The 13447-nt window shown below is 65.2% G+C and carries 7 protein-coding genes; 5 read left to right on the top strand and 2 right to left on the bottom strand.

What is annotated here, in order from left to right:
• The first annotated feature begins 34 nt into the window (after positions 1-34).
• The 3 genes from HMPREF2528_RS06195 (at position 35) to HMPREF2528_RS06185 (ending at position 7552) form a co-directional block, all read left to right on the top strand.
• Positions 35-1162, top strand: coding sequence for an efflux RND transporter periplasmic adaptor subunit (locus tag HMPREF2528_RS06195; RefSeq protein WP_049326948.1), 1128 nt, complete (start codon positions 35-37; stop codon positions 1160-1162).
• Positions 1159-3393, top strand: a complete 2235-nt coding sequence (locus HMPREF2528_RS06190) for an ABC transporter ATP-binding protein/permease (protein ID WP_070543248.1) — start codon at positions 1159-1161, stop codon at positions 3391-3393. Before HMPREF2528_RS06195 ends, HMPREF2528_RS06190 begins: the two co-directional genes overlap by 4 nt.
• 178 nt (positions 3394-3571) lie before the next feature.
• Positions 3572-7552 (top strand): thiol reductant ABC exporter subunit CydD/CydC, encoded by a 3981-nt coding sequence (locus HMPREF2528_RS06185; RefSeq protein WP_246823900.1) that lies wholly within the window; start codon positions 3572-3574, stop codon positions 7550-7552.
• 163 nt (positions 7553-7715) lie between these two features.
• Here HMPREF2528_RS06185 and HMPREF2528_RS06180 read toward each other — a convergent pair whose 3' ends face one another.
• Positions 7716-8462, bottom strand: a complete 747-nt coding sequence (locus tag HMPREF2528_RS06180) for a sulfite exporter TauE/SafE family protein (RefSeq protein ID WP_256387662.1) — start codon at positions 8460-8462, stop codon at positions 7716-7718.
• A 188-nt stretch (positions 8463-8650) separates the two neighbouring features.
• Positions 8651-11176 (bottom strand): DNA gyrase/topoisomerase IV subunit A, encoded by a 2526-nt coding sequence (locus HMPREF2528_RS06175; RefSeq protein WP_070543238.1) that lies wholly within the window; start codon positions 11174-11176, stop codon positions 8651-8653.
• A 286-nt stretch (positions 11177-11462) separates the two neighbouring features.
• Here HMPREF2528_RS06175 and HMPREF2528_RS06170 point away from each other — a divergent pair, with 286 nt between their 5' ends.
• Complete coding sequence (locus HMPREF2528_RS06170) at positions 11463-12056, top strand: DUF5998 family protein (RefSeq protein ID WP_070543234.1); 594 nt, start codon at positions 11463-11465, stop codon at positions 12054-12056.
• A gap of 83 nt (positions 12057-12139) precedes the next feature.
• The gene (locus tag HMPREF2528_RS06165) at positions 12140-13420 is read left to right on the top strand and encodes an alkaline phosphatase family protein (RefSeq protein ID WP_070543230.1); all 1281 of its coding nucleotides are present in this window, start codon (positions 12140-12142) and stop codon (positions 13418-13420) included.
• Positions 13421-13447: the final 27 nt, after the last annotated feature.

The following is a 13447-nucleotide window of genomic DNA, read 5'->3' as shown; positions in this document are numbered from 1 at the left end:
AGACAGCGCTGACACAGTTCAGAAAGACACCGCCATGACCACTCACACGAAAAATCAAAACAGCGGGCACCGCTTCAGCGAGCGCATCGCCCGACCCCGCGTGCTCCTGCTGCTGGCAATCCTCGCCATCGGTTCGCTCATGCTGTCCTTCTACCTGGGCACCCGCTACGCCGCCACGGGCCCCGACCCGGCCGTGCAGGCAAAAACCGTGATCCCGGTCTGGGCGAAGGTTGAAGAACGAACCGTCAGCGAGGGCCTCGCCATTGCCGGAACCACCAAGGCTGGGGAGACCGCCCCGATTAGCGCGCGCACCAACGGTGAGCCGGTGCTCGTCTACCAGAACCAGAAGCCCGGCAACGTGCTCAAGGCCGGTGACTTCATCGGCATCATTGGCGCCGACCCCGTCTTCGTGCTGGAGGGGCCGCTGCCGCTGTACCGCGACCTCAACCTGGGCGATAACGGCGACGACGTGCTCGCCTTCCAGAAGGCACTGAACTCCGCCGGGTACGCCACCGCTCAGAGCGGCACCGTCACTGAAGACACCCTCGACGCCGTCACGCGCCTGCACCGCGCGCACCTGACCGGCGTGCCCAGCGAAGGGGTCACCAGCATTGCCCGCAACAACTACGCGATTCTGCCCGGCGGAAGCCACACCGTCACCGCAGTTGCGGCAGTCGGCCAGCTCATTAACGACGGCAACCCCATCGCGAGTGTAGAAACCAGCGAACCCTACGTGGAATCCAGCGTTGAGCTCTCCGTTGCCAATAAGCTCAAGGCCGGCGACCGCGTTAGCCTGCGCACCTCCACCGGCAGTGTGGAAGGTACCATCACCAGCATTGGTGAGCTGCAGAACGACCCCTCCAAGGGCGCGGCGAAGAGCGTGCGATTCAGCGCCGACGACCCGAGCAAGCTCACGCCGGGCCAGAGCGCATCCATCACCAGTAAGGGCAACACCTCAACCACCCTCGCCGTGCCGACTACCGCGGTGCGCCAGGACTCCCAGGGCACCTACGTGCTCGTTGAAAAGGGCGGAAGCTCCACCTCGACCAGCAAGGATGCGCCCGCCACCGAACGAGTCAACGTTGAGGTTCTACGCACTGCCGGCGGATACGCCGCAATCAACGCGAACCTCAGCGCGGGACAGAAGGTGCTTGTCTCATGAGCCGCCGTAAGATAACCCCAGACACAAGCCCAGGACGTGCGCCTACAATTGCGCCCAACGTAGCGTCCGCCGCTACACCTGCTGCCGGGCTCGGTACCGCGCCCGCTATCGAAATGCACGGCATTACCCGTGTTTTCGAGGGGAGCGAACGAGCAGTCCTCGACCACCTCGACCTGGTGGTCGAACGCGGCGAATTCCTCGCCATTATTGGTCCGTCGGGCTCCGGTAAATCCACCCTGCTCAACGCCATTGGTCTGCTCGACACTCCCACCAGCGGAACCTACAGCCTCTTCGGCAAAAACACGGAAGGACTCAGCGACAGAGAACGCGACGAAATGCGCCGAGATCACCTCGGCTTCATCTTCCAATCCTCAAACATGCTGCTGGACGAAACCAGCACGACCAACGCCTCCATGGGTCTGCGCGTGCAGGGCGTACCCTACAGCGAGCGCCTGCAACGCACCGAAGAAACCCTAGAATTTCTGGGGTTGAGCGACCGCGCCAGCATCCGCACCCGCTACCTCTCCGGCGGCGAGAAGCAGCGCTGCGCCATTGCTCGTGCCCTCGCCACGCGCCCGCCGCTGATTCTTGCCGACGAGCCGACCGGCAACCTGGATAGCCACAATAGCGCCAAGGTCATTGAGATTCTTCAGCGCATTAACGCGACCGGCTGTACCGTGCTGGTTATTACCCACGACCCGGAGGTTGCCGCCGCCGCCCGCCGCGTGATCCGCATTGAGGATGGGCAGCTGCACGAGCAGAGCCGCGCCGACTTGGCTACGGTGCCGGTTGCCGAGGCTGTGCCGGTTGCAACGGACACCCCGGCAGAAGCCACGGTAGGTGCCCCGGTAGACGCCTCCGCCAGCCTCGCACCGGGGGAGAAGCCCGCTACGCATCGCCGCGGAAGCTTCCTCACCGACGACAGCATCGAGGCAATCTCGGCGCTCACCTCACGACCGCTACGCACCCTGCTACTGGGTCTGTCCTTCGCACTGGGCGTGGGCGGACTCATCAGCGCCGCCGGCATGAGCGAATCCGCCAGCTACCAGGTGAACCAGCGCCTGCTCGGATCCGAACAATCCACGCTCTACATCAGCGACAGGGATAATGATGAGAACGTGCTCGGAACCTACCGGCAGGGCGAATCCGCGCAGAATGTTGCCGACCGCATTAGCGCGCTGGACTACGTGAAGAACACCGGATTCGTCAGCAGCGTGGCGCCCGCCGACGTGCGAATCACCCGATTCAGCCCCTATGAGGACGAACCCAAAACGGCGATTGGCCTCAGCTCCACCTCGAAGACCCGGCTCGAGCAAATCGGTGCCCGCATGAACCCCGAAACCCTGCGTGCGCTCGAACAGATGAACTCGACCCTCACCCAGCAGAATGTTGCCGACCGTGAACGCGCCGAGCAGCTCTCCGGCGCTATCGTCTCGGTCTCCGCTGCCCGCGCCCTCGGCATTATCCCCGAAGATAAGGCTGCAGATAACGCCACAACCGAGCCCCGCCCCGGCGAGATGCCCGTCGTCGACTACGGTATTAAGCTCGGCGGGCTGCCGCAGGTGGCACCCGGTGTGAGCATCTGGGTGGACGGTCAGCTGATGCCGGTCGTCGGCCTCTTCGACCCCGGCAATAGCGGCTACGAATTCAGGAACACGGTCATTGTCTCGCCGGGCACACTTCAGCGCACCGGACGCGGCCAGGTGACCTACATTGCCGAAACCGAACGGGGCTACGGCAAAGCGGTCGCCAAGGCGATTCCGCTGACCCTCAAGCCCGCTGAACCCAGCCAAATCAACGTGGAAACCCCCTCCGACCTGCAGAGCCTGCGCGCGTCTATCGCCTCGGATCTGGGTCTGTACGTGGGTGTGCTCTCCGGTATTCTGCTGGTGCTCGCCTCCCTCTCGGCGGCAACCGCAATGTATCTGTCCGTGCAATCGCGCACCGCAGAGATTGCGCTGCGCCGCGCCATCGGATCGAGTAAATGGCTGATTGCCCGCATCTTCCTCATGGAGGGCGTCATGCTCGGCGTGCTCGGCGGCTCCATCGGCGCCTGCTCCGGCATGATTGCGACCATCATTCTTTCGCTCGTGCAGGGCTGGCAGGCGGTTCTCTCACCCGGATTCGTGGTGCTCGGCGTGGGCGTTGGCGCCCTTACCGGTCTGGTGTCTTCGGCGTACCCGGCGTGGGTGGCGTCCCGCAAGAGCCCTGCCGACGCGATGCGCGGCTAGAACTAGCGCTGGGTGAGGACCAGCCAATTATCCGAAACTTGACTGGTCAAATAGGTATTAGATAGCCCAACCCTTAAACTGATGGGAGGTAAAAACAGCAGAAGACTAAGGACAACACGTGAGTCGAACGCACACACCGCGTCATGCTGACAAACATCAGAACACTGAGGCACCAGAGGTGACCGAAGGAAAGCGCAACGACCGCGCTGACCGCCGCCCGCCCCTGGGCCCTGACGCCCGTAAAACCCTCAGCACGTTCGGTGTCATCACCGCCGTGCACACCCTTGCGACGGTGCTTTTCAGCGCCGCCCTGGCTGTGATTATTGCCCGCGCGGCACACGCCGGTTTCGCCGCTGTTGCCGCCGAGCACGCGCGCCTCAAAGAGACCAGCGCCCCGGACGTGTACCGCGCCTACATTGAGTTCTCGGGCTCCGCGCAGGCGCAGCTGGAGGCGCACGGCGGCTGGTTGCTCGGCCTCGGTGGTATCTTCGGTGACGCAGACACCATTACCCCCGGCCTGATTGCGGTCGCCGTGGCTGCCCTGCTCGTCCGCTCGGGTACCGACTACCTGCTGGCTGTGAGCGCGCAGCGTGCCGCCTCCGGGGCGAAATCTCAGATTCGTTCCTCGCTGCTCAAGCGTGTGCTCGCCACCGGTGGCGCAGACACCCCCGAAGGTACCGGCGCGACCGCTGTGCTGCTGTCCCGTGGCCTGAACGCTCTGGATGACTACTACACCAAGACCCTGACCGCGTTCGTGTCCACCGCGATTGTGCCGTTCATCCTCTGGGTTGTTGTGGCGTCCCTGGACTGGATGAGCGCCATGGTGCTTGCCTGCACCTTGCCGCTTATTCCGGTGTTCATGATCCTGATTGGTAAGAACACCCGCGACGAAACCGCAGAAGCTCAGGCTGAACTGCACCGCCTCTCCGACCATATTCTGGAGCTGGTGCGCGGCCTGCCCGTCATTATCGGTCTGGGCCGTGAACGTGCACAGACCCGCTCCATGAACGCCCTCGGTCAGCGTTACCGTGAACGCACCATGCAGACCCTGCGTAGCGCCTTCATGTCTTCGCTCGCCCTGGAGCTCATCACCACCATTTCGGTGGCGCTGATTGCTGTGCTGATTGGTGTGCGCCTGGTCAACGGCACCCTGGGCCTGGACACCGCAATTCTCGTGCTGCTGCTGGCTCCCGAATGCTACCAGCCGCTGCGTGATGTGGGTGCCGCCTACCACCAGTCGGAGGACGGCGTTGCCGCCCTGCGTAGCGCTCAGAAGATTATTGATGCGCCCCTGCCTGCCGCCGCTGCGGACTCGACTGCACAGGAAACGGCAGTGCAGAAGGCTCAGCCTTCCACCATCGCTGTGGAGGACCTGTCGGTGAGCTACCCGGCGCGTCCTGCGGTGCTGACTAACCTGTCCCTGAACTTGGACCGTCGCGTTGCCACCACTCAGGGTGAAACTGCCCAGGGTGAGCGCGGTGCGGTTATCGGCGTGATGGGTGAGTCCGGTTGCGGTAAGTCCACCCTGCTGAACGTGTTCTCCGGTGCCGTGCGTGAGGGCCTGGTACCCACCGGCTCGGAGGATCCCGTGCACCTGACCGGTAGCGTGACCGGTCTGGGAACCACCCTGGTCATTCCGCAGTCGCCGGTCTTCACCGCACCCACCGTGCAGACCGAAATGGCTCTCTACGCACTCAGCGCTACCGAGGCGGAGCGTGAGCGTGCAGCCGCTCTGCTCGGTGAAGCGATGGACTCCAAGAAGCTGTCCGTCACCGATGCCGAGTCCGCGCTGCTGGTTGGCCCGCTGGCTCAGCTGGGCATGGAGAAGCTGACTGCCCTTGAACCCGGTGCCCTCAGCGCTGGTCAGGCGCGCCGCCTCGCCGTGGCACGTACCCTGGCTCGTTCCGAGGCTATCTACCGTGCCGGCGGTGAGCAGACTGTGCTGACCGTCCTGGTGGATGAGCCGACCGCGCACCTGGACGCCTACTCGGCATACCTGGTGACCCGCGCCCTGCACCGCCTGGCGGAACTTGGCGCAACCGTGCTGATTGTGACCCACGAGCAGGAGCTCGCCGCTGGCTGTGACAGACTCGTTCGTGCCGTGCAGACCGCCCGGGGCTACACCTGGACCGCCGAGGCGAACACCGCCCGCGTTGCGGTTCCTGCGCAAGCCCCCGCGCACCTGCTCAAGGACAGGGAAGAGTACGAGGCTGAAAGCACCGCCCCGGCGGGCGCCTCCGCAGCTGCCGAGGTCAAGGAAGTCGAGCCTGCCGGCCTGTTCGCAAGCTTGCGCACCCTGAAGGAACTGACCGGTATCGGTGTTCGCGCCGCAACCGGCCCGGTGATCATGGCTGCGATTACTTCCCTGATGGCTGCGGCACTGACCGCGCTGTCCGGCTGGCTGATTGTTCGCGCCGCCGAGGGCCCGGCAATGATGTACCTGATGGTCGCCATTGTGGGCGTGCGTTTCTTCGGCCTGGGTCGTGCCTGCGCCCGCTACGCTGAGCGTCTAATGACCCATTCGAAGGTGCTTGCCGCCGCGAATATTCTGCGTCTGCGCGCCTGGGTTGGCGCCTGGCAGAGCGTGAGCAGCGTGCGCGCCCTGCTGCGCGGCGACGCCCTGCTGGAGCGCCTCGTGGGCGGTATTGACGAGCTTCGCGACGGTATTCCGCGCGTGATTATTCCACCGGCCGCGCACCTGCTGGTCATGATTGCCGCGCTGGTGACGACCGCGTGCATCCTGCCCCAGGCCCTGATTCCCGTGCTGGCGGCGGTGCTGGTGAGCACCTTTGTGGCCCCCTGGGCCGTGCTTCGTGCCGATGCCCGCGCGGAGGCTCTGGCCCGCCAGTCCACCGCACGTATGCTGCGCCTGGGCACCGGTATGCTCTCCGCCGCCGAGGACCTGCGCGCCAACGGCGTGGCGAACACCGCCGAACGCGCCAACAACGAGCTGGACGCGCAGAACCTTTCCGCCCTGCAGAAGGGCTCGACCGCCCAGGGCCTGGGCCGAACCCTCGTAGCGCTGAGCTGGTTTGGCGCTGCGCTGGCGAGCGCCGTGATTGCCTACCCGCTGGCCGTAAACGGCACCGTGGGCGCCCCCGAGTCAGCGATCGTGGTGTTGCTGTGCACCGGCATGCTGGAGAGCTCCCTGGGCCACATCGAGGCGGTTCGCTCCTGGCCCGAGTTCGCCCGTCTGCTCGCCTCGATTGCCCCGAGCGTTCGCGACGTATCCCTGGAGGGCGTTGTCGCCACCTCGACCCTGAAGCGTTCCGTGCCCACCGAAGCCGAGGTAGACACCCACGTTCTGCCGCGTCGTGCCGAGCGTCTGCGTGCCCGTGCCGAGGCCGAGATGGAGGAGCTGCTGGAGGCGGACCGCCAGCGTGCCCGCCGCTTCGCGCGCCCCGACTCTGCGGCTGAGTCCAAGGCTGATTCCCCGCGCCCGCCCAAGCCCGGCGAGCCCAAGCTGGTCGGATGCGGCACCCCGCAGCAGCTCGGCGTGAAGGTCGCCGGCGCGGCCCCCGCCCTGGCCATGCAGGACGGTTCCGCCCGCTGGCCTGGCATGGACCACCCGGTCTTCGCACACCTGAACCTGACGGCTCGCGAGGGCTCCTGGACCGCGGTGACCGGCCCCTCCGGATCCGGCAAGTCCACCGTGCTTGCCACCCTGCTGGGCTTCCTGCCCCTGGAGTCGGGCCGCATCGAGGCCGTCGGCGAGGTGCTGGATCCCGAAGAGCTGCGCGGTTACGCGGCGTGGTGCCCGCAGGCGGCGCATATCTTCGAGTCGACCCTCGAGGGTAACCTGCTGCTGGCCCGCGACCGTTCGGATCGACCGAGCGAGGAGGAGCTCATCGAGGTTCTGCGCCGCGTGGGTCTGGGCGAATGGTTTGACGCCCTGCCAAAGGGCCTGCGCACCCCCGTGGGTGCCGGCGGTTCCTTCCTGTCGGGCGGTCAGCGTCAGCGCCTGGCGGTGGCTCGCGCCCTGCTGGTGAACTCGCCGGTTCTGCTGCTGGATGAGCCGACCGCGCACCTGGACGCCGAGTCTGCCCGCGCGCTCATGGCAGACCTGGATGCGGCAACCCGCGCCAGCTCGGTGGCCACGGTTCTGGTGTCGCACCGTCCCGAGGATGTCGCCCACTGCGACGAGGTGGTTCGCCTATAAACGCACCCGGGCGGCAGGCACCGCGTGCGAGGCTGAACGCAAGAAACTGCGAGGAAGGCCCCGGTACTTCACGGAAGTACCGGGGCCTTTCTGTGTGCGCAGATAGTTCTGAGTGTTTATATCTCCACGCGAATAGGTTCGGGTGAGGGTAGGGAGGAGGGAGCTAAACCCAGCCGAGTATTTGCGCGCTCATCCGCAGCAGCATGAGGGTCATAACGATAACGAGCACGCGGCGAATGAATCGCTCGCCCAGGTGAATTGCGGTGCGGGCACCAACCCAGCTTCCCGCCATGTTGGCGCATCCCATGGCGATTCCGAGGAGCCAGTGAATTGAGCCCAGCGGAATGAAGTAGAGGAGCGCGCCGAGGTTGGTGGCGGTGTTGAGAACCTTGGCGGCCGCAGTCGCGTGGAGCATATCGTAGCCCATGGCTATCTGCAGGGCGACGAGCATCATCGCGCCGGTGCCAGCCCCGAGGATGCCGTCGTAGCCGCCCAGAATCAGACCCAGTGCAAAGCCGCGCACTAGGAACGATGAGGTTGTGAGCGCGCGAGACTGTCCGCGAGGTATGCGCGGTTGTAGCACCGAGAAGACGAGGATAGCGGCTAGAACCACCACAATGGCGGGGCGGAAAATATGTGCCGGCAGGATCGTGGCGCAGTACGCGCCGGCGGCGGAGGCGCAGAACGCCACGAACGCTACGGGGAGCAGGATTTTCCACGGGATTTTGAGCGAGCGAATATAGGTTGAGGCACTCATCAAAGTGCCCATGGCGCTGGCAACTTTATTGGTGCTCAGAGCGGCGATGGGTGAGAATCCGGGCGCCATGAGCAGGGCGGGGAGCTGGATCATGCCGCCTCCGCCCACGACAGAGTCGATGCATCCCGCGCAGAAGGCAGCGAGCAGGAGCACGATAAATAACTCTGGTGTGACGGACAGTAAATCAAGCACGACAAATCCTCTAAGAACAATGCGTCAATAAATGTGTGCTGTGTTACTTAAGGTACACCACATAAAAGCCGGGGGTGAAGACACACACAACGTGTCTTCACCCCCGGCTTCGTTAGCAACCTGAGGTCGAAAGGCCGTGAACGGCGCGCCTAGAAGAGCTTTTCACCCTCCGGGCTAACCGCCAGCGCAGCAGAAACAGCCGCGTAGTTCGGACCAACCACACCGATGCTCTGGGTGAGCATCACGCCGGAGCCGTCGCGGGCACCGTGCTCGGTCGGCAGGGAACGAGCCACGCCGCCGGAGGATGCCGCCTTCGCCGGGCCCACGCCAACCCAGGCCAGGGCCAGCTGGCTCTCACCGGTGAGGAATCGGTGCGCGCGCACGCCACCGGTCGCGCGGCCCTTCTGCGGGTACTCGCTCAGCGCGGTGACCTTGGCGCTCGCCAGGCCGTCCTTGCCGTTGGTGACGGTCACGACCTCCGCCGCGTCGCCGGGCGCGGTCACACCCAGGGCGATGACGCGGTCGCCGTCGGCAAGCTTGATGCCTGCGATACCGCCGCCGGTGCGTCCCTGCGGACGAACCTTGGCGGCATCGAAGGTCAGCAGTTTTGCGTCGCGGGTGACGAAGGTGAGCACCGCATCGTCGGTGGGGCAGGGGGCTGCGGCTACGATTTCGTCGCCGTCCTTGAGCTTCATGATGTCCCACTCGGTCTGGTTCAGCGGGTAGTCGGGGTTCACGCGCTTAATCACGCCGCCGGCGGTTGCCATCGCCAGCACGGTGCTCAGCGGCACGAGTGCAATCAGCTTCTCACCCTTAGCAAGCTGAACCAGCTCGGTTGCCTTCACCGCCGACGCCATGGAGGGGGTGCCGCCGTTCTCGTCCAGCACCGGAATGTCCATGACGGACAGACGCACCATGCGTCCGGCGGAGGTGACGGCACCAATCTCACCGCGTGCGGTGGTCGGCACAATCGAAGCGAACACGTCGTGCTTGAAGCGCTTGCCGGGATCCACGAGGGCCTCGCGGATGGGCTTGCCGGGGGTGCGTCCCATCACGCCGGTGGCGGAGAGCAGCACCCAGCAGGGCTCGTCGGCAATCTCGAGGGCCAGGCCCAGGCTCTTCTTCGCCTTGGACTGCGCGGTGACCGCCTCGATGGCGACCTGCATGTCGTCCTTGGTCTTGAGCTGGGTGCGGCGGTCGGTGCCGTAGCGTTCGGCGACCTCGGCGAGCTCGTCAGAAACCAGCTCGCGCAGGGCCGCATCAGAGCCGAGGATGCGCTGCAATTCCGCGATTTCCTGCTGCAGGGTATCGCGTTCTGCTTCCAACTCCAGGCGGGAGTACTTGGTGAGCTGGCGCAGGCGCAGCTCCAGAATGTGGTTCGCCTGCGTGTCGGTCAGGTCGAAGACGACCTTCAGCTTTTCGCGTGCCTGAGCGGTCTCGTCAGATTCACGAATGATCTGGATGACCTCGTCAATGTCGAGGATGGCCACGAGCAGGCCCTCCACCAGGTGCAGGCGGTCGGTGCGCTTGCCCAGGCGGAACTCGGTGCGGCGGCGGACCACGTTCAGGCGGTGGTCAATGTACACGCGCATCAGGTCGAGCAGGCCGAGGGTCTGCGGCTGACCGTCCACGAGCGCCACGTTGTTGATGCCGAAGGAGTCCTCGAGCGGGGTGTGCTTGTATAGGGCGGCGAGCACGGCCTCGGGGTTGAAGCCGTTCTTGATCTCGATGATGAGGCGCAGGCCGTGGGTGCGGTCGGTCAGGTCGACCACGTCCGAGATGCCGGTGAGCTTCTTGGAGTTGACGCCGTCCTTGATCTTTTCGATGACCTTTTCGGGGCCGACCATGTACGGCAGTTCGGTGACGACAATGCCCTGCTTGCGGGGGCTGACCTGCTCGATGGATACCTTCGCGCGGGTCTTGAAGGTGCCGCGGCCGGTTTCGTAGGCGTCACGGATTCCGCTCAAACCCACGATGGTGCCGCCGGTGGGCAGGTCGGGGCCGGGGATGAACTTCATGATGTCTTTGAGGCTCGCCTCGGGGTGTGCGATGAGGTGGCGGGTACCGGCGATGACCTCGCGCAGGTTGTGCGGCGCCATGTTGGTTGCCATACCGACCGCGATGCCGGTAGTGCCGTTGACAAGTAGGTTCGGGAACGCGGCGGGCAGCACGGAAGGCTGCATGAACTGGTTGTCGTAGTTCGGTACGAAGTCAACCACGTCTTCTTCGAGGTCCGCGGTGAGCGCCTGCGCGGCGGGCGCCATACGTGCTTCGGTGTATCGGGCGGCTGCCGGGCCGTCGTCGAGGGAACCGAAGTTACCGTGACCGTCCACGAGGGGCAGACGCAGCGCGAAGGGCTGGGCGAGGCGAACCATAGCGTCGTAGATGGCGGCGTCGCCGTGCGGGTGGAGCTTACCCATGACCTCGCCGGTCACGCGGGCGCTCTTGACGTGGCCCTTGTCGGGGCGCAGACCCATCTGCTGCATCATGTAGAGGATGCGGCGCTGCACGGGCTTGAGGCCGTCGCGGGCGTCGGGGAGGGCGCGCGAATAAATCACCGAGTAGGAGTATTCCAGGAAGCTGGATTCCATCTCGGCGGATACGTCGATGTCGACAATATTCTCTACCACATCCACCGGGTAGTCGCTGACGGCGGATTTGGATCGGCGAGCCATATATCTCCTCGTGTCGGTGTGTTTTCGCTCTTCCTATTTTAGCGGGTGGGAGCGGATGAATCGGGCTGGTTGGTCAGCGTCACCTGCGGGGTGCACCAAGACGGTTGCGGGGCAGTAACTGAAGCACGACGGGGGAGTACACGCCGTCATATGCGGCTGTATTAGCGTGGTCAAGTAGCACAGCCCGGCTGGAACCCTCTAAGGTAGAGGGGAGTAATACCTAACCGCCTTCATCGCGTGCGCCGACCGACGTCGCCTCATGAGGGCACCGCACGAAAGAGGTACGATGTACGCCACCACCCCCGAACGCGAGCAACTGGTCGCAGATATTAAGCATGCCGGTTTCTACCCCGACCTCGTGCTGGAAGTAGTGGATGACGCGCTGGCAGGCATGAACCCGGACGCACACTTCGTACAGCACGAAACCCACTTCTCGCGCGATGATTTTCACCGCCACATCACCGTGATGGTGCTCTGCGGCGAGCACGTCATCTTTGCGCACCTGGACGACCAGCACCTTGAGGGGGATGCGCAGGGTACCGTGGCGCACGTGAGCGTGGAGGCGGTGCACCTGAGCGCCCTGAACGCGGTCACCATCAGCTACGGTTTCAGCCAGCCGCAGGCGTACAACGCCGGTAGCACCGCACCGACCGAGATTTCCTTCCAGATTGCCTGGACCGGCTCCCTGCACGTGGAGCTGGCGCCCGCCGGTTGCCAGGATCCGCAGTGCAACGCCGACCACGGCTACACCGGTGATGCGCGCCGCGAGGACATTGCGGTACGTGTGTCTGCGACCGCTGACGGCCCGGAGTCGGTTCAGCGTGCGCAGCATTTTGCGCGTGCTCTGCACCGTGCCCGCATGTACACAACCCGCCGATAACCACCGGCATCCCGCGCCTGCCACCCAACGGCGCTCGCGATTAGCACTCGCCACACCCTGAGAGACACACCCGAGAGGAACCTATGACGGCCCCGTCCCGCACCGAACAGACCACCCTGCACGATGTTCTGGGCGCGCCGTTGCCTCCCGCGCCCGCCTACGGCAGCAATAGCATTGCCGATGTGCTGGAGTCCGCCTCCTCTCTGGTGGCTCAGCGAAGCCTGGCGCGCCCCGCGCACGCGCTAGATTCCGACCCGGCGTTCAACTCTGTTGCCGACCCGCTGAACCTTGCCGGCCGCCTCGCGGAGCAGGACGTTGATCCGGCGTCGTTCCGCCACGCCTGCGTGATCATGGTGGACGGCCTGGGCGAGCAGCTGCTCAACAGCTACGGCGGCTACGCGCCCGCCCTGCGTAAGACCCTGAACCTGGGCCCGCTGGACGCCGCGTTCCCCACCACGACCGCCGCCTCCCTGACCTCGCTGGGCACCGGCACGGCACCCGGCGCGCACGGCATTGCCGGCTACGAGGTGCGTAACCCGGCAGGTAATGGGGGAGTGGGCTCGGTCATGAACCACCTGTCCGGCTGGGATCAGTCGGTGGACCCGCACGCCTGGCAGCCGCTGCCGACCGTGCTGGAACGCCACCATACGAACCGCCGCGTGCTCACCATTTCGCTGGGTAAGTACCGCGGTACCGGCCTGACGGAGGCGGCGCTACGCGGCGGCGACTTCGTGGACGCCGTCGGCTACAACGCCCGCGTCACCTACGCCCTGGAGGCGCTCTCCAGTCGCACCCCCACCACCGTGTACCTGTACTGGGGCGAGATTGACGCGGCGGGCCACCGCTACGGCGTGGGCAGCGACGAATGGCTACAGCAGCTGGAGGAACTGAACTCGGCGCTGAAGCGTCTGGCGGAGCGCGCCCCGGCGTGGGCGGCACTCTTCGTGACCGCCGATCACGGCATGGTGAACGTGCCCGAGCATCAGCGCATCGACTACTCTGGCGTGGAGGAGCTGACCCGCAATATCGCCATGACCGCCGGTGAACCGCGCGCCGTGCACCTGTACCTCGAAGACACCTCGGAGGCGGCACGCACCGCCACCGCTCAGCGTTGGGCGCAGTACTGGGGCGAGCGCGCCTGGGTGATTGACTCTCGCGAGCTGATGCGTGCCGGCTACTTCGGCCCGGTCATCACGGATGCGGCGCGCGGCCGTATTGGCGACCTGATGGTGTGCGCTCGCGATGACTGGGCGCTGTACGATATGCGCCACTACCAGGAGCGTGCCCTGCACATGGTTGGTCAGCACGGTTCGCTCACGGACGCTGAGCGTCTGGTGCCGTTGCGCATGCTCAAGACCTTCTAAGATTCGGAAGAGCCCCGCTCAGCGGAT

Source organism: Rothia sp. HMSC078H08 (assembly GCF_001808955.1).
Classification (GTDB): Bacteria; Actinomycetota; Actinomycetes; order Actinomycetales; family Micrococcaceae; genus Rothia.
Note: the sequence above shows the minus strand (reverse complement) of the source record. Positions and strands in the feature narration are given on the sequence as shown.